21 protein-coding genes are annotated in these 21,011 nt (G+C 34.8%); 11 read left to right on the forward strand and 10 right to left on the reverse strand.

Translation table 11 applies throughout. The features are described 5' to 3' along the window. Positions 1 to 109: 109 nt before the first annotated feature. The 3 genes from A8143_RS15485 to A8143_RS15495 all read right to left on the reverse strand — a co-directional run bounded on the left by A8143_RS15485 (position 110) and on the right by A8143_RS15495 (position 2,950). Complete coding sequence (locus A8143_RS15485; protein ID WP_139134395.1) at positions 110 to 964, reverse strand: choice-of-anchor V domain-containing protein; 855 nt, start codon at positions 962 to 964, stop codon at positions 110 to 112. 82 nt (positions 965 to 1,046) lie between these two features. After that, positions 1,047 to 1,922 carry a DUF5777 family beta-barrel protein gene (locus tag A8143_RS15490; protein ID WP_070138525.1) on the reverse strand — a complete coding sequence of 292 codons (876 nt, stop codon included), beginning with the start codon at positions 1,920 to 1,922 and terminating at the stop codon, positions 1,047 to 1,049. Then, positions 1,919 to 2,950 (reverse strand): c-type cytochrome, encoded by a 1,032-nt coding sequence (locus tag A8143_RS15495; protein WP_070138526.1) that lies wholly within the window; start codon positions 2,948 to 2,950, stop codon positions 1,919 to 1,921. The genes A8143_RS15490 and A8143_RS15495 overlap by 4 nt, the downstream gene beginning before the upstream one ends. 48 nt (positions 2,951 to 2,998) lie before the next feature. On the opposite strand from A8143_RS15495, the gene recG reads away from it, so the two are divergent. Further along, a complete protein-coding gene (gene recG / locus A8143_RS15500; protein WP_070138527.1) occupies positions 2,999 to 5,098 on the forward strand; it encodes an ATP-dependent DNA helicase RecG in 2,100 nt (699 codons plus the stop codon). 36 nt (positions 5,099 to 5,134) lie between these two features. After that, positions 5,135 to 5,467 (forward strand): hypothetical protein, encoded by a 333-nt coding sequence (locus A8143_RS15505; protein ID WP_070138528.1) that lies wholly within the window; start codon positions 5,135 to 5,137, stop codon positions 5,465 to 5,467. Between the two features lies 1 nt (position 5,468). On the opposite strand, the gene A8143_RS15510 is transcribed toward A8143_RS15505, so the two are convergent. Together A8143_RS15510 and A8143_RS15515 are read right to left on the reverse strand one after the other, a co-directional pair. Beyond that, positions 5,469 to 6,089 (reverse strand): DUF4956 domain-containing protein, encoded by a 621-nt coding sequence (locus A8143_RS15510; protein ID WP_070138572.1) that lies wholly within the window; start codon positions 6,087 to 6,089, stop codon positions 5,469 to 5,471. 4 nt (positions 6,090 to 6,093) lie between these two features. Then, the gene (locus A8143_RS15515; RefSeq protein WP_070138529.1) at positions 6,094 to 6,852 is read right to left on the reverse strand and encodes a polyphosphate polymerase domain-containing protein; all 759 of its coding nucleotides are present in this window, start codon (positions 6,850 to 6,852) and stop codon (positions 6,094 to 6,096) included. Positions 6,853 to 7,361: 509 nt separating this feature from the next. On the opposite strand from A8143_RS15515, the gene A8143_RS15520 reads away from it, so the two are divergent. Continuing rightward, positions 7,362 to 7,841 carry a cytidine deaminase gene (locus A8143_RS15520; protein ID WP_070138530.1) on the forward strand — a complete coding sequence of 160 codons (480 nt, stop codon included), beginning with the start codon at positions 7,362 to 7,364 and terminating at the stop codon, positions 7,839 to 7,841. A gap of 1 nt (position 7,842) precedes the next feature. Here A8143_RS15520 and A8143_RS15525 read toward each other — a convergent pair whose 3' ends face one another. Then, positions 7,843 to 8,562: a DUF4919 domain-containing protein gene (locus A8143_RS15525; protein WP_083261418.1), complete on the reverse strand. Its 720-nt coding sequence runs from the start codon at positions 8,560 to 8,562 to the stop codon at positions 7,843 to 7,845. A gap of 239 nt (positions 8,563 to 8,801) precedes the next feature. On the opposite strand from A8143_RS15525, the gene pdhA reads away from it, so the two are divergent. After that, complete coding sequence (gene pdhA, locus A8143_RS15530; RefSeq protein WP_083261419.1) at positions 8,802 to 9,857, forward strand: pyruvate dehydrogenase (acetyl-transferring) E1 component subunit alpha; 1,056 nt, start codon at positions 8,802 to 8,804, stop codon at positions 9,855 to 9,857. A gap of 79 nt (positions 9,858 to 9,936) precedes the next feature. After that, a complete protein-coding gene (locus A8143_RS15535) occupies positions 9,937 to 11,190 on the forward strand; it encodes a pyruvate dehydrogenase complex dihydrolipoamide acetyltransferase (RefSeq protein WP_070138532.1) in 1,254 nt (417 codons plus the stop codon). A gap of 55 nt (positions 11,191 to 11,245) precedes the next feature. On the opposite strand, the gene A8143_RS15540 is transcribed toward A8143_RS15535, so the two are convergent. Both A8143_RS15540 and fabD read right to left on the reverse strand, forming a co-directional pair. After that, complete coding sequence (locus tag A8143_RS15540) at positions 11,246 to 11,917, reverse strand: OmpA family protein (protein ID WP_083261420.1); 672 nt, start codon at positions 11,915 to 11,917, stop codon at positions 11,246 to 11,248. 587 nt (positions 11,918 to 12,504) lie between these two features. Further along, entirely contained in the window at positions 12,505 to 13,386 is an 882-nt protein-coding gene (gene fabD, locus A8143_RS15545; RefSeq protein WP_070138534.1) for an ACP S-malonyltransferase, read from the reverse strand. Positions 13,387 to 13,764: 378 nt separating this feature from the next. Between fabD and A8143_RS15550 the strand changes: the two genes are divergently transcribed. After that, positions 13,765 to 14,715 carry an SPFH domain-containing protein gene (locus tag A8143_RS15550; protein ID WP_070138535.1) on the forward strand — a complete coding sequence of 317 codons (951 nt, stop codon included), beginning with the start codon at positions 13,765 to 13,767 and terminating at the stop codon, positions 14,713 to 14,715. A 27-nt stretch (positions 14,716 to 14,742) separates the two neighbouring features. Beyond that, complete coding sequence (locus tag A8143_RS15555; RefSeq protein ID WP_139134396.1) at positions 14,743 to 15,798, forward strand: endonuclease/exonuclease/phosphatase family protein; 1,056 nt, start codon at positions 14,743 to 14,745, stop codon at positions 15,796 to 15,798. A 52-nt stretch (positions 15,799 to 15,850) separates the two neighbouring features. Here the strand turns inward: A8143_RS15555 and A8143_RS15560 are convergent, their stop codons facing one another. After that, complete coding sequence (locus tag A8143_RS15560) at positions 15,851 to 16,273, reverse strand: hypothetical protein (RefSeq protein WP_070138537.1); 423 nt, start codon at positions 16,271 to 16,273, stop codon at positions 15,851 to 15,853. Positions 16,274 to 16,386: 113 nt separating this feature from the next. Here A8143_RS15560 and lpcA point away from each other — a divergent pair, with 113 nt between their 5' ends. Beyond that, positions 16,387 to 16,962 carry a D-sedoheptulose 7-phosphate isomerase gene (gene lpcA / locus A8143_RS15565; protein ID WP_070138538.1) on the forward strand — a complete coding sequence of 192 codons (576 nt, stop codon included), beginning with the start codon at positions 16,387 to 16,389 and terminating at the stop codon, positions 16,960 to 16,962. On the opposite strand, the gene A8143_RS15570 is transcribed toward lpcA, so the two are convergent. Next, the gene (locus A8143_RS15570) at positions 16,963 to 17,247 is read right to left on the reverse strand and encodes a LapA family protein (protein ID WP_139134397.1); all 285 of its coding nucleotides are present in this window, start codon (positions 17,245 to 17,247) and stop codon (positions 16,963 to 16,965) included. 161 nt (positions 17,248 to 17,408) lie between these two features. On the opposite strand from A8143_RS15570, the gene A8143_RS15575 reads away from it, so the two are divergent. The 3 genes from A8143_RS15575 (at position 17,409) to A8143_RS15585 (ending at position 20,973) form a co-directional block, all read left to right on the forward strand. After that, positions 17,409 to 18,944, forward strand: coding sequence for a YifB family Mg chelatase-like AAA ATPase (locus A8143_RS15575; protein WP_070138540.1), 1,536 nt, complete (start codon positions 17,409 to 17,411; stop codon positions 18,942 to 18,944). Between the two features lie 60 nt (positions 18,945 to 19,004). Further along, the gene (locus A8143_RS15580; protein ID WP_070138541.1) at positions 19,005 to 19,895 is read left to right on the forward strand and encodes an IS1595 family transposase; all 891 of its coding nucleotides are present in this window, start codon (positions 19,005 to 19,007) and stop codon (positions 19,893 to 19,895) included. A gap of 268 nt (positions 19,896 to 20,163) precedes the next feature. Then, on the forward strand, positions 20,164 to 20,973 hold the full coding sequence (locus tag A8143_RS15585) for a universal stress protein (protein ID WP_070138542.1): 810 nt from the start codon (positions 20,164 to 20,166) through the stop codon (positions 20,971 to 20,973). Positions 20,974 to 21,011 lie beyond the last annotated feature (38 nt).

Consider the following 21,011-nt stretch of genomic DNA (forward strand, 5'->3'; position numbering starts at 1 on the left):
TGGTAAGATTGCGGACAACCCTATAAATCACCATATGTCACGCAAAATAAATCTTGTCTTATTTACTCGATTATAATAATCTCCTTAGAGTTTTATAAAATCAACTCTATTATTTGCGATAGACCACTTTCTTATTATAGACTCTATTCCCAACAAACAGCGCAATTATATACGTTCCATTAACTAAATCATGGGAAAGTGACACCTCTTTATTGTAGCTCCCCTCTAACTCTTTCCCATAATCTTTTTGTAATATCAACCTTCCTGTCATATCCTGAATATTCAACACAATTTTATCTGCTGAAGACAACACATAGTTTACATGAACAATATTTGCTTCTTCATTAATATAAGCGGATAAAGGAGAAGGTTTATCCCGTTCAAAAACACTCGCTTCTGCATCCGCGCTGATATCTTTGGAACCTAAAAATATTTCGTCCCCAGAACTTGCCCCATTATTATTCGCTTTATTTATTGCAAAATACGCCGTAACGGTGCCCATATCAATTTCTGGCGCAACCCATTGAAAAGACCAAGTTTCCATCCCAAGCGAAGCTGAGTGCCGAACATATTCCCGACCACCAAAAGCCGTTACACTGGTATTTTCGCCGGCAATAAATTCTCCTGCTTTTTCATCATCCTCATTCAAAATTGTTAGTTCAAAACCATTTTTTGGTCCTTCAGGCGTTGTTATTGTAGCATTATAGGTTTGCCCTGGTATATAATTAGGTTCACCTTCAAAATTTAAAAAAGCTAATCCTTCTGCTGACATGGTTGACCCAGAATGGCAGGATGTACAATTTGATTCACCTGGCGCACCTGTTCTTCCTGCAGGAGGATTTGCAGAACTCTGCACAAGTTCAAAACCATCAACATGATATTTTTGAATGGAATTAGTTTTAGATAAAAAGGAGTAAAATGCAATGGTTAAGCCCATTGCTGCAAATAAGTAGATTTTTTTCATATTCAGCGTTTTATATATTATTTAACGCTCTACGATTAAAAAGGTTTGGTAACACAATAAATCGTCATTGACAATCAATGCTTTACAATTTAAACTTTCGATTAATTGAAAAACCAAATCGCCATTGTCCATCTAACCAATTAGAAGTGGTGTAGGGAATAAATAAATTTTCATTCAAAGCTCTTGCGTTTGAAAAATTTAAAATAAACGAATGACCACCTGTTAAAATCTCTAATCCAAAACTCAATGGATCCTGGTAGACCTCATCTAACTGTGAAGGTCTATTAATTACGTAATTATATTCAGCTAGAAATCCAAATGTTTTAGTCACTCTCAACCGACCACTTAAACCAGCAAAAAATAAACCATTAACATCAACAAAATCAACGAAATTACGGTGATTATATCCTCCATTCAACTGAACAGTAAATCGTTCTCCGAATTTTCTAGTCAATAATAATTGGTTGGTGAATGATAGCCGATGTATGAATGTTGGATAAGATAGAATTGAACTTTCATCATCAATTGCCTTTTTATAGGGGAGCATGAGAGAGCTTACAAAAACTGCGGTTAAGGGACTCCCTTCATTAGCTTGCTGGACAATTCTATATTTAGCATAACCATCCACAACTCCACTTATTAAACCAACCCCTTTGTTCCGACCGACACCTATGTCCAATTGTTCCAACAGCCCATACTCAAATGCTATTCTAACATCTGCCAAATCATCAAAACCATAAAAATTTTCTAATCCACCTGAAGCACCCGCAATATCACCAAATTTATGTGCAATAATGACCTCTAGAGATCTGTACGGAATCATCTCAACGGAATGATTCGACAAGACTCGTGTACCTGAAAAGTTCTCGGTGACAAAATCTCTATCCTGTCCAAAACCATTATTTCCTATAAACGATATGCCCCCTAAAAAAATAAAGAAGTAGATAATTAGTTTCATTTTTTAATTCCCGTTTTTATGTAATAGAGCAAGTCTAGCATTTGCTCTTCACTTAATTTTTCAAAACTGTACATTGGCATATATTGCTTTCGTCCACTCATTGCATAAGTCCCGTATCTTGTTATATGTGGAACCGCCAAATTATTATACTTATCTTTTTTACGGTGTAAATAATTAAGAGAAAGATTAGAATTGCTCAATGTAAAGTTTGTAATTCCCTTTTCTGCATCATGGCAATGCAAGCAACCTTTTGTGTAAACATATCTACCATTCTCATAGTTTGGAGTATAACCTGGAATTTCAGGAATTTTATTTGTCCCAAAATGCGCTCTATTTGCCTGATTATATTTACCTTTTAACTGTGCCAAGGCTTTATGTTTATCCGTATCTAAATGCTTTAAAAACTGTTTTAATTCAATTGCTGTAAAATTCAAATCTTCTATTTTCAATTGAATTGACTTATAATAATGTAAAACAGACCTAATTTCCCAGCTCTCCATTGGTCTACCTTGAGAGCATTGGGTTGCACATAGTTGAATTGCGTTAACCAGAGAATCTCTGGCAGGATATACCAAATCTCCATATTTTTTCAAATAATCATCATTGTACCAAGTTGACTTATTGTACATACCATAAAAAGTAGAAGCTGGCAAATACGGAATATCATGCAATTTTCCATATTTCAAAACAGCATCCGGCGATTCGTCCGACGGATCTTCGCTTTCCATGACTAAATTATGGCAATCAGTACAAACAAAATACTTCGAAATCCTTGTATTGGAACCATCCAATAGAGCTCCATAACGTATCATCTCCTCTCCCATTCGCGCTGAATCTAAGTCTAATTTTTCAATGTAATGATTGGGATATTCGGAACCACTCAACAATAACGCATCCTCAACGGTTTGGGGAAGACGAACATTATTCGATACTTGATAAGAACCAATGCGACCTTCTTCTTTTATAAAACTGAATCCGGTAACGAGGATCAAAAAAAATAAAGTAAATTGCAAAAAAATCTTCGACATTGTCACGATAAATATTCTCTTAAATTAATTATTTTTTTCAATCTGAGAATGGCAGAACTACTTTCCACCCCCATAGAATACCTCAAAGGAATTGGTCCTAAACGTGGCGCAACACTTAGAAAAGAGCTGAATATCAGTAAATATGGGGACTTACTTTATTATTTCCCCTTTCGATACATTGACCGATCAACCTTTCACGAAATAAAGGAAATTCCTTATTTAAAAGGAGCTGTTCAATTAAAAGGCAAAATAATTTCCGGAAGAGAAATTGGTAGTGGTAGAGGAAAAAGGTATGAAGCCGTGTTTACTGACGGAACGGGTAGAATAAATTTAGTTTGGTTTAAAGGAATCAATTGGATTAAATCAAAAATAACACCTAATTCAACGATCATTGTTTGGGGAAAGCCCACACAATATGGAAGTAAGCTAAATATTTCACATCCCGAACTAGAGTTCATTGATCCAGCTAAACCTATTGAAAAAGGACTTCAACCGGTATATCATAGTGGAGAAAAACTGCAAAAAGCTGGATTTAACTCCAAAGGAATTGAACGAGTAATAAGCAATTTATTACCCACAATAAAAAATCAAATAAAGGAAGATTTACCTCAATGGATTATTCATGACCTCGGTTTAATGAAAAAGGAAGAGGCCGTTTACAAAATACATCTGCCAGATAATGAAGATGAGGCAAAGCGCGCTTCATTTAGATTGAAATTTCAAGAGTTATTCTACCTTCAATTGGAATTATTAATAAGAAAACAGATCGTTCAAAAAAAAATAAAGGGGTTTACTTTTGGTGAGATTGGAGCACCATTCAATACGTTCTATGAAAACCACATTCCTTTTGAATTGACAAACGCTCAAAAAAGAGTAATCAGAGAAATTAGAAAAGACTTAAGTTCAGGCATTCATATGAACCGGTTACTACAAGGTGATGTAGGCAGCGGTAAAACACTTGTCGCACTGATGGTAATGTTAATTGCGATTGGCAACGGATATCAAACCTGTATTATGGCTCCAACCGCCATCCTAGCGACCCAGCATTTTCAGACAATAAACGATATGTTAAGTGAAATGGACATTAAGGTATCTTTATTGATTGGCGCTACAAAAAAATCCGAACGGAATGTCTTGCACGAGCAATTGCAGCAAGGTGAAATTGATATTTTGGTCGGTACCCATGCTTTGTTAGAAGATAATGTGGTTTACAAAAACCTTGGGTTAGCAATAATAGATGAGCAACATCGTTTTGGAGTTGCGCAACGATCAAAACTTTGGAAAAAAAACCTCTTGCCACCTCATCAACTTGTGATGACAGCAACCCCAATTCCTCGGACCCTTGCACTTACCTTTTATGGAGATCTCGACGTCTCAGTAATTGACGAATTACCGCCGGGTAGGAAAGAAATTCAAACAAGTCATCGTTACGAATCTTCTCGCCTACGTGTGTTTAAATTTATTGAAGAACAAATTAAAATTGGTCGACAGATTTACATCGTCTACCCGTTGATTGACGAATCTGAAAAACTAGATTACAAAAATTTGATGGACGGTTATGAAGCAATAACAAAACGATTTCCATTGCCCGAATATAAGGTAAGTATCGTTCATGGTAAAATGACTCCTGAAGATAAAGATTATGAAATGCAATTATTTGCTGCAGGAAAAACAAATATAATGGTAGCCACCACTGTAATTGAAGTTGGTGTTAATGTTCCAAACGCCAGTGTAATGATAATTGAGAGTGCTGAAAAGTTCGGTTTATCTCAGCTACATCAGTTGAGGGGGAGAGTTGGTCGTGGAGCCGACCAGTCCTATTGTATTCTTATGAGTGGATACAAGCTCAGTGAAAATGCAAAAAAAAGATTAAATACGATGTGTGAGACCAACGATGGTTTTAAAATTTCTGAAGTTGACCTTAAACTAAGAGGACCTGGAGATATAATGGGCACACAGCAAAGTGGAATTCTTAATTTAAAAATTTCAGATTTAGCGAAGGACAATCAAATTGTACAAATTGCAAGAGACAAAGCAATAGCATTATTGGAAAAAGATCCTAAATTTGAAAATGAAGAACATCAGTATCTAGGCAAAAAATTAAAAGCTATTATCCAATCAAAACCTAACTGGAGTCGAATTAGTTAAACTACTCAGCCTAAAATTAAATAAAAAAGGAAGTTGATGAATAAAATATTAACACTCGCTGTTTTGCTATTCTCTAGTGGATGGGCCCTAAGCCAGGTTGAAGGACCAGTAATGGATGATCAACGCATAGTCACTGATAGTATTTCATATCAAATAAAGGCGAGTTCAGCCGGCATTCTTGTTTTTGACATTGCCGTGGATAACAATGGCAATGTAACATCATGCACCCTAAACAGAGATTCTTCAACTCATAAGAGTATGAAGTCGGCATATGAAGCAAAAAACAGAATTTTAATGAATTTAAAATTTGAAAAAGGAACAAAATTCCCAGTTCATCACCAAGGAAGAGTCATTATAACTGCACAATAGGTTATTCAGTACCCATCAAATCCTCGTAATAGATTTTTATTTCTGCCGTGTCTCTCAAAAAGTCTACCTTTCCTATTTCTATTCTATGGATTTCCAACCCTGTTCGATCTTGCAAATCAGCCAATAAAATTTCATAGTTCTCTGGTTTAATATTCTGAATTTTCTCGTATGTAATCGTTTTATCCACTTCATTGCTTTGTAACCACCAATTTTCCATAACAAAAACGATAAACCAAACAATACCATTAATAAACAGGAGCTCTATATAACTCAGCTTCCCTGCTAATGCATTTATAACTGCCAACCCAATCACAAGGAAGAGATATGTCATCTCCCTAATCCTCATAGGATTAGTTCGATACCTTATAATGCCAAAAATTGCAAATAAACCAAGCCCCATTCCGACTTCCATTTCGAATTTTTTAAGTGCGAAGCAAATAAAAAATGAAATAACGGAAATCATATAAAAAGTGAATAGGTAGTTTTTACGGGGGGTTTTTTTGTAATAAACATACCTGATAATCACAGTTAAAAAGAGAAAATTTATTGTAAACCGTATCATTAATTTCCAAAGGTCATCATCAAAAACCTTCATTCCTAAAAATGAGAAATCACTATCCATATAATTATTCAATTAATTTTTCTATTGTTCTAATTTTGTCCTTAAAGTTGTTGTATTTCAAATTGGGGTATATTCCTAATGCGCCGATACAGTATTTACTCATACTGTGCTCACGGATCAGATTCTCTTTCATTAAGTTATAAAAAACACTATTCCTATTTGCATATTCTTGTTTAAGTTCGGCAACAACAATATCCGAATAGTTAATAACCTTCTTTTCCCATTTAAAGTTTAAGTCTAAGTCTAATGTCAGTCGTTCATTGTCTGAATTACTCACTAAGGTAATACGTCTAAACTTGTTCCAAAGTTTCGCTTCCAGTGGTATTGCTTCACCGATAGCCGCTTCTATATAAGCATTTGATTTTTCACTAAGTTCGAGTTGAAAATCTGAAAGGCTTATTCTGTTTTTCAACGTTCGACCTTTGTATTTATTTTTAATTTCCAAGAAAAATAGGTCAGACTCTTGGTAATTTCTAATTCTTACTTTATATCTATTGCCCTTACCGTTATGATGGTCTAGATAGAACTGAAAGTTCTGTGTATCAAAATAAAGGGTATTGTAGGTAGAAGCCGAGACCCCTTCAATTGTTAAAACTCTATAGCTAGGCGATAATTTTTTTAAAAAAACAGCTAAATCCGACCGTTTAAACACGAACTTGGTATCGTTCCTATTCATCAATCGTACCTCATCCATTTCAGCCAAAGAAATTGGCTTAAAACCCTTTAACGCATTTAAATCAAGGTATGAAGACTGGTTTATCATCAGGGGTCAAAAGTAATTTATTTTATTGAGAATTGTTATACATTAACAGATTATGAAAGATGAAATAAATAGTTGTCCATAATAAAAAAAAGAGCAAAATAGAATAAGCAAAATATTGCGTTAGGGATTGGCGCAATTGTTTAAGCTCTCCTCTTGTTTGCCGTCTGACACGGACAGACAAGAGGAAGCGAGTGCAGAAAGCCCGACCACCGCACCAATATGTTCTTCAAATTTCACTGAAGTTATAGCGGTGGGAACGCCCAGAAATAAACACATTGTATTATTTAATAAATCAACCTAATTTATGGTTGTCCGCAATTGTACCACCAAATTCTAGCAAACAAAATGCCTTATGCATCTGGGACTTGTTTTAAAAAAATCTGACTGTTATTAATATTGCCTATCTTAAAATATTAAAAAAGTCATACTTTTATGGTTGTCCGTAATCGTACCACAAAGCATTGCGACCACATTAATGATTTAGACCTTCAATAAACGAAACTTCAACTATGGGCTCAAACCGAATAGAAATTTTTTATGATTCATATCATTTAGATGATATTGTGGAAGAAGATTTAAGATCTCAAATTCTATCAACCATTGCTTTTGCTGATAATGCCTATGCCCCTTATTCTAAATTTAAAGTTAGTGCCATTATTCGTCTTGAAAATGGACTATTAGTTAAAGGTGCAAATGTTGAAAATGCCTCCTACCCAGTTTCTAATTGCGCTGAAAGGAATGTGTTATCCCATACTACAACAAATTACCCCAAAGAAACTATAGCATCCATTTGTATTTACGCCGACAAAAACTTAAAAAAACCGGTACCGCCCTGTGGCCTGTGTCGGCAAACCTTGTTAGAAATTGAAAATAGACAAGATTCTCCGATTAAAGTTTATCTCGTAACCAAGTCTAAAAAGATTGTGGAATTTCATCAAGCAAAAGATTTATTACCTTTTAGTTTTGACGCTACTTTTTTAGCTGAATAACTTATTCATCTTCATCGGGCAAAGGTTCTGCTCTAGGTAATTCAGATTGATTAAACGACTTGGACAAATTAGAAAGGGGCATTCGTGCATTAAAATAGAGCTCTTTTATTCTGGTTTTACGCGGCTGCTCGCTTTTTGAAAAAACAAGTAAATCACACACCCCTATTAAATCTTGATGCACCACTTTTAAACCCAGGTCTTTTGCAATTAAATACTCATCATCAACAGACACAACAACAAACCCAGATTCGCAATTATGTCCTGTACCACTGGCATAGATTACTTCTAAAAATGAAACATAAATGTTTGCAAACACAATTGCTTTTTCCGTTTGTCCATTTTTACCATAGAGATAAGTTAATTGAAGTATAACGTCTAGATTAATTGGATTTTCATAAAAAACAGCTAATCCTATATTTAACAAAGAATCACCCGTTTTTTCAGCATCTAGGGCATTATTAAATTGAACCTCTTTTTCTGTTGCTCCATAAGGATGATAATTCTCTTGAAAAACACTACCATAGTATAAGTATCTGAATTCATCAGCGGTTAAATTCGTATCCAACTTTAACAATCGATTAATTAAGTTGGGGTAGAAATACCGTGAATTTGAATCATTGATTGAGTCATTTATTACGTCAAAGTCAATTTTTGATAGCTGTTGAGAAAACGATATACCTCTTGTTGTGAGCATAAGTAAACAAAGAATTAGCTTTGACATTTCAGCAATTTTAAAGGATTAAAGACACCAATAAAAGTAACAATATACCAAAGAGTTACAGCTATTAAGATAATTTATTTGATATTTCATATCATTATTTCGTTTTTACATCGACCAACTGTGATAATTCAAGCAAAATAAATAAAACAAGATAGATACTTATCGATTAAATTTAATCATCGAAAATATTTCAAAATAATCATTTATATTTGTCCATTAAATTAAGTAAAAACGGGATTATGGCGACAAAACGTGCTGCAACCAAAAAGACCTCTAGTTCGACAAGAAAAAGTGGAGGAACAAAGTTTTCAAAGGAGACTTATATCAAGTGGTATAAGGACATGCTTTTGATAAGAAAGTTTGAAGAAAAAATCTCACAATTATATATACAACAAAAATTCGGTGGATTTTTGCACGTTTATATTGGACAAGAAGCCGTTGCTGTTGGAGCAGTTTCTGCCACAAAGGAGGGTGACAAACATATCACTGCGTATCGCGATCACGGACACCCTATAGCTTTGGGAACAGACCCTAGAGTATTGGCTGCAGAGTTGTATGGAAAAATTACAGGCTGTTCGAAAGGAAAAGGTGGATCAATGCACTTTTTTGATGTAGAAAAAGGATTCTACGGAGGACATGGGATTGTAGGGGCTCAAATTCCAATGGGAGCAGGATTAGCATTTGCGGAAAAATATAAAGGCACGGATAATGTAGCATTATGTTCGTTTGGTGACGGTGCCGCTCGTCAAGGTGCACTCCATGAAACTTTTAATATGGCGATGACGTGGAAGTTACCATGTATTTTTATTATTGAAAATAATAATTATGCGATGGGAACGTCTGTAGAGCGTACTACTAATGTGACAGATATGTCAAAAATAGGAGCGTCGTATGAAATGCCTTCGTTTGTTGTGGATGGCATGAAACCAGAAAATGTTCATGAAGCGATTGAAGAAGCTGCTGCAAGAGCAAGAAGAGGTGATGGCCCAACGCTATTAGACATAAGAACCTATCGATACAAAGGGCACTCAATGTCAGATCCACAAAAATATAGAACGAAAGACGAAGTCGCAGAATGGCAAGCTAAAGATCCTATTGAACATGTTCTTGGTGTAATTAAGGAAAATAAATTCTTAAGTGAAAAAGAAATTAAGGAAATTGATGAATGGGTGAAAAAGGAAGTTGCCGAATCAATTAAATTCGCAGAAGAATCACCATTACCTGAACCAGAAGAATTATACAAAGACGTTTATAAACAAGATGACTACCCTTACGTAAAGGAATTTTTAGCATAAGAATTAATAAATGGACTGTATCGTCCGAAAACAAATTAACATCCAAATTAGTGCAGGCTAATTAAAGAAATAAGAAATTATGGCTGAAATCGTAAGAATGCCCAAATTATCAGACACCATGACAGAAGGTGTTGTTGCAGAATGGCATAAAAAAGTTGGTGACACAGTTTCAGAAGGAGACTTACTCGCAGACATTGAGACTGATAAAGCGACCATGGAATTTGAATCGTTTTATGACGGTGTATTATTACACATTGGTGTTGAAAAAGGAGCTGCAGCTCCCGTGAATGATATCCTTGCCGTAATAGGAGAAAAGGGCGAAGATATTGAGAGTATTTTAAATGATGCTGCCAGTGAAACTACTCAACAAGAAGACAAAAAAGTTGAAGAAAGCAAACCCGCTAAAGAAACGTCGGCTCCAGAACCCGTGACCGATACAAAGCCTTCAACAAAAGAAACAACAACATCAGTTTCAACAACTGGCGGAAGAATTTTTGCATCTCCTTTAGCGAAAAGCATGGCTGAAGAAAAAGGCATTGACCTCGCCATGGTAAAAGGAACAGGAGAAAACAATCGCATTGTTAAAAAGGATATAGAAAACTATACACCTGGAGCCTCTGTTAGTCCAGGTAGTGTTATAACTGCTGGTGTTGAATCATATCGTGACGAGCCATTATCTCAAATGAGGAAAGCAATTGCTCGAACCTTGACGGCATCAAAGTTTTCAGCACCACACTTCTACTTAAAAATGGAAGTTGATATGGATAATGCCATCGCAGCTAGAAAAGCAATTAATGAAGATGAAGGAGTAAAAATATCCTTCAATGATATGGTTGTAAAAGCAGTTGCCAGTGCCTTACGTAAAAATCCTAAAGTAAATGCCGATTGGATTGGTGATGCAATTCGTTACAACGACCATATCCATATTGGAGTTGCAGTCGCTGTAGACGAAGGACTTTTGGTTCCTGTTGTTAAGCATACAGATACTAAAGGTTTTGCACAAATTGGAGCTGAAATAAAAGAGCTCGCTCAGAAGGCTAGAACTAAAAAAATTCAACCTCAAGAAATGGAAGGCGGTACATTTGCAATTTCAAACTTGGGAATGTATGGTATTGAAGATTTTACTTCAATTATCAATCCTCCAAATGGCTGTATTCTTTCTGTAGGCCAAATCAAACAAACTCCGGTAATCAAAAATGGTCAAATAGTTCCAGGAAACATCATGAAACTTAGTCTTTCGTGTGATCATCGTGTTGTTGATGGAGCTGTTGGATCCGCGTTTTTACAAGATGTTAAAAAGCTTTTAGAGAATCCAGTTAAAATGATTGTCTAAACAAAACTTATTTATATTAAACGTACCCAGTCAATTCCGACTGGGTATTTTTTTTTTAATCTAGCACAACAACCTCAGTCCGTCTATTTAAAGCCCTACCCTCTATTGTATTATTCGATGCTATTGGTTTTTCCTCTCCGAATCCTTTTGCCTGTAACCTCTCTTTAGCAATTCCTGAAATTATCAAATATTCAACAACAGCCTCAGCTCGACTTTGAGAAAGAGCTAGGTTATCAGATTCCAGACCAACATTATCTGTATGTCCTCCAATTTCAATTTTTAAATGAGGCTTTAAATTGAGGAAGCTAACCAAATCTTCTAGAACTAAATAAGAATCGCTCGTTATTACAGACTCTCCAGTTTGAAAATGTAAATCACTCAATGTAAATGACGATTCCTCTTCAAATTGAATGATAATGTTTACATTATTATAAACTTCATTCTTCGTCAATCTCGGGATTTCGATTGAACTATAATCTTTAACTAAACCAACACTACGTAATCGAATATTATAAACCCCTGGCGGTAAACCCACCTTAAACTTTCCCAATGAATTAGAAATACCGTTATACAATTCGCCGGACGTGGTATTGAAAAACTGTACTTGTGCCCCGCGAATTGGGTTATCTTCAAAATCAGAGACAAAAACATTCGCTTCAGCCTTGTCTTGCGCGCGAATCGACAATAAGATACCTAAACAAAACATAGTTATAAAATATTTAAACATTGTAATCAAATTTTGGTTTAACTAATACATGTAAAATTGTAGAAAAGGTAACTAAACATCCAAGCTATTTCTTGATTGTCCGCAATCTTACCAGTAAAGTTATATTGGTTGATCTGATATAATAGGTATGCTACCTTAAACTGGAAAAATATGATTGTCCGCAATCGTACCACTAAAATTGTTTTATGCCTATTAAGTGTCGATTTGATTTCCTTTTGGTATTTTTTGGAAGATTGGTTTTCACCAACTTGACCATTAAAATAGTATCAGTTAGAATGATAGGGGTACCATAGGTTGGGAAAATACGGTTGTCCGCAATGATACCACTAAACCATCAATGTGCATGTATAAGTCGCGTTAGGGATTGACGCAATTGTTTGAGCTCTCCGATTTTCCGCCCGACACAAACGGGAAGGAAAGAGGAAGCGAGTGCAAAAAGCCCGGCCCTGTCTACAATCAATATAAAAAACTGGAAAACGATGAACAGGGCAACGCCCAAAAAAACAAAATTAAAATCTAGGGTTTGAAGTAAAAACAAAAAACTCAAGCCCATAAGAACTTGAGTTTTTAAGAATTTATTAAGTATTTTAAATTGTTGCGCTTGATGTAGTAAATTTACGATCTATCTTTTTAAACAAACCTTGTAAAACTTTACCCGGTCCAACTTCTACAATCTCTTCACACCCATCAGTTATCATGTTTCGCATTGTTTGCGTCCATTTAACAGGCGCGGTTAATTGTGCTATTAAATTCTCTTTTATTTCATTCGGATCGATAACGGCCGTGGCCGGTACATTTTGATAAACTGGACAAATTGGTTGGTTAAACTCCGTCGAAGCAATAGCCGCGGCTAATTCTTCTCTTGCAGGCTCCATTAACGGAGAATGGAATGCTCCACCAACAGGTAACTTCAATGCTCTTCTTGCTCCGGCTTCTGTTAGTTTTTCGCATGCTATATCAATTGCTTCAATAGCCCCAGAAATCACTAATTGTCCTGGGCAATTATAGTTTGCTGCCACAACTACACCTTCCACTTCTTGGCAAACCTTTTCAACTACCTCATCATCTAGTCCTAGTATTGCAGCCATCGTTGACGGCTCTTTTTCACAGGCCTTTTGCATCGCCAGAGCTCTTTGAGAAACAAGTTTTAAACCATCTTCAAAAGTCAAGACATTATTTGCGACTAATGCAGATAATTCTCCTAACGAATGACCAGCAACCATCTTGGGAGTAAAATTATCCCCTAATACCTTAGCAAGAATTACAGAATGTAAGAATATCGCTGGTTGAGTTACTTTTGTTTGTTTCAGATCTTCTTCGGTACCTTCAAACATTATATCAGTAATTCTAAACCCTAAAATTTCGTTTGCTCTTTCAAATAATTCTTTTGCCAATTCGGAATTTTCATAGAGATCCTTACCCATTCCTACAAATTGTGCTCCTTGTCCAGGAAAAACATACGCCTTCATAATTCAATTTTTTGCTAGTTTTCAGCCAAAGTTAATGTAAAAAATAAATATCCCTATTCAAAACAAGTTCCCTATCAATAACCATGTGATAGTGAATGTAATAAAGGGAAATTTTAAATCCATGCTGAATTTCTCTAAAACATCGTATGAAAAAATCATACGAAAGTATTGCTTTAGAACATCTATTTTCAACTTATTAAAATGCTGCGCTTATCGATTGGTAAAATTGCGGACAACCATAAATTTGTTTAGCAATTAATTAAAACACTTGTCTGCTAAGTAATTTAGTAGAGATATTAACTTTTTTAGTATATTTAGTTCTATGTTGTAAATGCAACTTACTATGTTTAACTCGAGTCATACTCACAAAATCAAATTATGGAAGAGAATTTAATTCCTATAGCTATAATAGCGGGCTTAACACTATTACTTCTCATTAAATCAATAATTCTTGTCCCTGAGAAAAAAATATTTGTAATTCAACGATTAGGTAAATTTCAGCGCATGGCCATGCCTGGGTTTGGAATGATTATTCCTTTTATTGACCAAAAGGTGGGTGTTATTAATATGCGGGTACAGCAATTAGATGTTGATGTTGAAACTAAAACTAGGGATGATGTTTTTGTGCATTTAAGAGTATCAGTGCAGTTTCAGGTTATGAATGATAAAATTTTCGAAGCGCATTATTCTCTGGATAATCATAGACATCAAATTGCGTCATACATTTTTGATGATGTTCGAGCAGAGGTTCCAAAAATGGAATTAGACGATGTTTTTGCTAAAAAAGATGACATTGCACGCGCGGTTCGTCAAAACCTGTCTGACTCAATGTTAGAATATGGATATAGCATAGTAAAGGCACTTATTACAGATATTGATCCTGATGCGAAGGTTAAAGAATCGATGAATAGAATTAACGCAGCGAAACGCGATAAAGAAGCCACTATGGAAAATGCTGAAGCGAATAAAATCACGGTTGTCAAGGCTGCCGAAGCTGATGCGGAGTCAAAACGATTATCTGGTGAAGGTATTGCACAACAAAGATTAGAAATAGTGAGAGGTTTTAAAGAGTCTGTAGAAGATTTTCAAAAGTCACTTAAAAACATTACACATGAAGAAGTGATGCAATTTGTTTTGTTAACTCAATACTTTGATACCTTAAATAATATTGGACAAAACGGTAAAAACACTTCAATTTTAATTCCTCATTCGCCAAGTGCGATGGCTGACTTTCAACAGCAAATAATCAATGGTACATTAATCGGTAAGAAATTAGAAGAGGCAAGTGATGATGATGATGATACCACATCTTCTAGCAGCCTAAAATAATCAGTCTAACACTCAACACCTTGTTTTATGCAAGGTGTTTTTTTATCCTCTATGCCCCAACAGCTGAACCTTATATTATATATTTTGCTCATCTCTCAAGTTGGTATTACCCAGAATCCGCAAGAAAATAACAGTGGTATAAGGATCATGTTTTACAACGTAGAGAATTTATTTTACCCAATAGATGACCCAAACAAAGCTGACGATGAATTCACACAAGAAGGTTTGCGTTATTGGTCCTTTAAAAGATACAATGAAAAGATTAACAATATTGGTAAGGTAGCTCTAGCCATAGGAGAATGGGATCCTCCTGCTGTTATTGGATTATGTGAAATAGAAAATATTGAATGTCTGGAGGACCTTATATACCAGTCGCCCTTAAAAAAATACGAATATGAGATAGCATTTTTTGAGTCGGATGATAATAGAGGGATAGATGTCGCGATGTTATATCGACCTAAACTATTTCAACTCATATATTCGGAACCCATTAAACTAAAGTTTCCTGATCAAGACAGTAGGCCTACAAGAGATATTTTATACGTAAAAGGAATTGCCAACTATGACACTTTGCATCTATTTGTAAACCATTGGCCTTCGAGATATGGCGGTCATCTTGCAACGCTCCCAAAAAGGAACTTTGCTGCTCAAGTCTTACGCTCTAAAATCGACTCAATTTCACAGTCAAATAAAAACTCAAATATTCTTGCTATGGGAGACTTTAATGATCATCCTACAGATGAAAGTATGTCACAAATTTTACATGCAAGAAAACTCACTTCAGAAATTACTAACGACGATTTATTGAATACAATTTGGCAATATGAATTTAAAAAAGGAACGCACAAATACCAGTACGAATGGGGAATTTTAGATCAATTTCTAATCAATCAAACGTTATTAGACTCAACGAATAAACTTTACACTACCTTGACAGACTCACGAATATTTGAGTCAGATTTTTTGTTAGAAGATGACAAAGATGGCATAGGGAAACGCCCAAAAAGAACCTATATTGGATTCAAGTATTACGGAGGTTATTCCGACCATCTTCCCATATACATAGACCTACATTATAAATAAAAAACGCCTCAATATTGAAGCGTTTTTCTAATCAAAATTTTATTAAAATTAATTAGAAATCTCCAGGGCCACCAACCGTTTTATACTTCTTTTGTTCGGGCTTCAATTTCTCAACGAAAATCACATAAAAATGTTGATTTTCTTCATTAATAATTTCTTCTGAAATACCATTTCTCACTCCCGGTGATCGACCTTGTGTATTAACCAGTTTCATGTCCATTAATTCATATGTACCATCTTCATATTGCAAGAATACAGACACAACTCTCCCATTTTCAACTCTTGCTTTACCAGACACACACCAAGACTCACCATTTTCGATGAAACTCACATAAACTTTTCGATGCATATCATCAGAAACTGCAAATGATCCTCTTTTTTCAAATGCTGCTTGCCACTGTTCTAAACAACCTGTTTGTGCGTACATATTTGCATAGAATAATGAGAAAAATAGAAGTAAAATTGTTCTTTTCATAAAATAAATATTGTTATTACTGACAATCAATCTCCCAAATATAAGAGAAGTTTAACAAATGAAGGGAAATTGATCAATACATTTTTGTTACATTTGGTGAAACTTCAATACAGATGAGTAGTAAACAAATAGCAGACCATTTTTTAGAGGCCCAGGATATACTGAAGCAATTCATTGAAAATCAAGACAATTTTATTAAAATCAAAGAAGCCGGCGACCGAATAATTTCGGCGATTAAAAATGGGGGAAAAGTTATATCTTGTGGAAATGGAGGGTCGATGAGTGATGCTATGCATTTTGCAGAAGAAATGACAGGTAGATTTAGAGAAAATCGATCACCATTACCGGCAATTGCCATTTCTGACCCTTCTCATATTTCATGTATTTCTAATGACTATGGATATGATTTCATTTTTTCCCGTTTTGTGGAAAGTATTGGTTCTTCATCAGATGTATTGCTGGCTATTTCAACCAGTGGAAACTCTCAAAATGTTATCAACGCTATTGAGAAGGCTCGTGATAAGGGAATGTTTGTTGTAGGGTTAACTGGAAAAGACGGTGGCAAATTAGCAAAATTAGTCGATATAGAGTTAAGAGCACCTATGAGTAAATGGGCCGATAGAGTTCAAGAAATACACATCAAGATTATTCATTCGCTAATCCACTATATTGAAGAAAACATTGGCTAATTATTTACTTTTTTTCTTTTTTGCTGCTCTAATCTTCAACAATAAAACACCTAAAATTCCACCAATTATTGCAGAGGATAAAATGACGTAAATTATCCTAACTCGAAAATTCATGTTTAAAAATTCTATCTCAATTCGATTAGAATTTTGAACAACAAATGTAATCAACAATATAGCTAATAAGGTTAGGAAAATAATTCTCAAACGTTGTTTGAGTGTAATCTTACCTTGTCCAGATGAATCTTTTTTTTCATCTTTAATCTGTTCCGATTTTTGTGATTCCATCATTTGTTCTTTAGATTAACTAATGTATGAAAAAACTTCGTTATGGTGTTCAGTTTAAAAGAAATGATTATTTTTCACGATTATTTTATCGTCATTATTTTGATTAAAAAATAATCTTACCTATATTTGTAATTCAACCCCAAAACTTAAATTAATCTTTTATGTTGGTCAAGACATACGGTTTCGCCGTTTATGGGATTGAAGCAATTCCAATCACCATCGAAACAAATATTAGTAATGGGATTAACTTTTTCTTGGTTGGATTACCAGATAGTGCTGTTAAAGAAAGTCATCAACGAATTAAAGCTGCGTTTGCAAATACAGGTTTAAAATTTCCTCGTAAAGAGATAACCATCAACATGGCTCCAGCAGACATTCGTAAAGAGGGATCTTCATACGATCTATCAATAGCTATGGGAATCTTGGCGGCGAGTAAACAAATTAATATAGAAAACATTGAAAAATATGTTATCATGGGCGAATTATCTCTCGATGGTGGATTGCGACCAATAAAAGGTGTATTATCAATGGCTATAAGAGCTAAAGAGATGGGGTTTAAAGGTTTTATTTTACCCAAACAAAACGAGCAAGAAGCCTCAATTGTTGAAGGTATTAAGATATTTGGTGTTGAAACAATACAAGAAGTTGTATCCTATATCAACGGAGATATACAATTAGTTCCTGCAACTTTTAAATCAGATGAGAGTGCAATACATACCGAAGAATTTGCAATTGATTTTTCGGATGTTAAAGGACAAGAGAATGTAAAAAGAGCGCTAGAAATTGCTGCATGTGGCGGGCATAACATTTTGTTAGTAGGGCCTCCGGGATCAGGTAAAACAATGTTAGCGAAACGACTACCTTCAATTCTTCCTCCTTTAACGATTGATGAAGCCTTAGAAACCACCAAGATTCATTCTGTCGCCGGTCTAGTAGGTGAGAACAATGGGTTATTAACCACAAGACCTTTTAGAAGTCCGCATCATACAGCATCCGATGTGGCATTAGTTGGTGGAGGACCAAACCCAAAACCTGGGGAAATTTCACTTGCTCATAATGGCATCTTATTTTTAGATGAGTTACCTGAATACAAACGTCAAGCGCTCGAGGTTATGCGGCAACCACTTGAAGACCGTGTTGTATCCATTTCGAGAGCAAAAATGACCGTTGACTATCCAGCTGGCTTTATGCTTGTTGCTTCAATGAACCCTTCACCCTCCGGAAATTTTTATGATCCAAATGATCCCAAATCAGACCCTGAATATATCGTCAAAAGGTATATGAATAAAATTTCCGGACCTTTAATGGATAGAATTGATTTACACATTGAGGTTCCTGCTGTTCCCTTTGAGCAACTTTCCTGTAAATCAAAAGGAGAAACAAGCGAAACGATTAGGAATAGAGTCGTTAAAACCAGAAAAATTCAGGAGCTACGCTTTAGTAAAATTCCGTCAATTCATTACAATGCACAACTGTTGCCAAAACAAATTGAAAACTACTGTCAAATAGATCAAACTAGTCATGAAATCCTAAAAAAGGCGATGGAAAAAATGGGATTAAGCGCAAGATCTTATGCTAGAATTTTAAAAGTCTCACGAACAATTGCAGACATGGAAAACTCAGAGCAAATAAATGCTAAACATATCGCAGAAGCAATTCAGTTTAGAAGTTTAGATCGAGGTTTGAATATAGAGTGATACTAAGTAGGGACTTAGGAAAAATTGGCTTAGAAATTTTGAACTATTAATTTTCCAACGATGCTTTTAAAAGAATTTTATAAAAAATATTGCGATGAACGCACATGTAAGCTTCATTACAAAAGATTGAGAGAACAAAACGGAATTTATTGCAAAAGATGTTCAGGAACTAAACATTATTGGCTTAAATCAAAAGAGCAGTGGCAATGCAAATCATGTAAATTTAGAACTACACTGCGGAGTGGAACTGTCATGGAAAGCAGTAATTTACCTTTTCATTTATGGTATCAAACATTCTACTTATTAACCACAACTAAAAAATCTATATCAACCTGTGAAATACAACGTAAATTAGGGTTAAAAAGGTATGAGCCAGCCTGGTATATGGTGCATAAAATCCGAAGAATAATGTCTAAAATTAATGAAATAGAACAATATTCTAGCGATCAACCTTATGATGAGTTATATCTTACGCGTTTTAATCAACCGGAGAAATCAGGAGTCCAAAACAATCAATTTAGAAGGAAGAAGGGACATTATGGAATTTTAATGACGAGCTGTCTGAATGAAAGATCTAAAACCAACATTTTGGATAAAATTAGATTGTTAGCAGTAGATCAACCCAACGAATATTCCATAAAAAAGGTAAGTATTGGTAAAGTCTACCAAACAGAAAATTACCGAAATTTCAAAATTTTGAATCCATTAGAAAACAATATTAATTTTGGAACCTTCCCAAAGTCGCCGAGGAAGTCACCTTGGATAAACACTATAATACGTAACTTCAAAATTATTTTAAGAGGAATTCACCACCATATATCACCCAAATTGAGTCAATTATATTATGATGAATATTGCTTTAAATATAATCATAGGCATACTTCCGAGCCTTTGAAAACTGTGATGCGATTTGGTGTACTAACATACTGGTACGATTGCGGACAACCATGAAGTATCTCTTTAAGAAATCTTAAAAAGATTATCGAAAATAAGGTTACTTTTGCATTCAAAAAACATAAACATATAAAGGTAAAATGTAGAATGGTATCAAATTTGCCACCATACATAAATCGTACAAAGGCTATTAGATTTTTAACAGAATCTCTTTGTTTTGATGTAGATTAAACTATCTTTATTGACTATTGATTGTGAATTATTCGAAGAATTGATGTCAACATAGATTTTACTTTTTTGTATATTTACTAGTAAACCAACATTTATGGATAAAAGATCGGTACTTGTACCTCACGATTTTACAGCAGTTGCTGACAATGCTGTTTCATACGCGATTAAACTTGCAAAATCAATTCGGGCGAATGTCGATTTATTGCACGTCATAAAGGATAAAAAAGAGCGGGCTAAAGCTGAGTCTAAATTTCAGTCTATCATATCTAATATATCTGAGAAGCCGCAAGATGTCGATATTAATTACCACATTAAAACAGGATCTATTTATACAGACATAGCTGATACGGCAGCCGGTTTAAAATCTACATTAATCATCATGGGGACTCATGGTCCTAAGGGAATGCAAAAATTATTTGGAAGTTTTGCCCTAAAAGTGATTACCAGTACGCACGTTCCTTTTTTAATTGTGCAAGAAGAGTTTACGGGTATTGATATGAGCAAAATTGTGGTTCCGATTGACGAATCTCAAGAGAGTTTACAAATAGAACAAGTAGCTACGGGTCTGGCTGAAATTCTTAAATCAGAGGTTCATGTAGTTTCTGAGAAGAAAATTGATAGTAATTTGAAGTTAAAGGTGGCTGTTCATAGCGGGCTAATTACTAAACAACTTAAAGCAAAAAATATACCATATCAAACTAAAATTCTTGACAAGAAAAAAGGTTATGCGCAAGATATAGTTCGATATACCACAGGAATTGGAGCTAATTTAATTGCTTTTGCATATCATTCTGATCGTTTAATACCTCAATTAGATACGTTTGCGCAGAGTTTAATCACTAACAAAGACGGTGTACCTGTATTAGTACTTAATTCTAAAGAAGCTGGTAATTATTTCTTTTAAGAATTTAATCCATATTTGAACACAAAAAAACCATGGCT

Origin of the sequence: Crocinitomix algicola (assembly GCF_001661595.2) — a bacterium.
GTDB classification, from domain to species: Bacteria; Bacteroidota; Bacteroidia; order Flavobacteriales_D; family Crocinitomicaceae; genus Crocinitomix; species Crocinitomix algicola.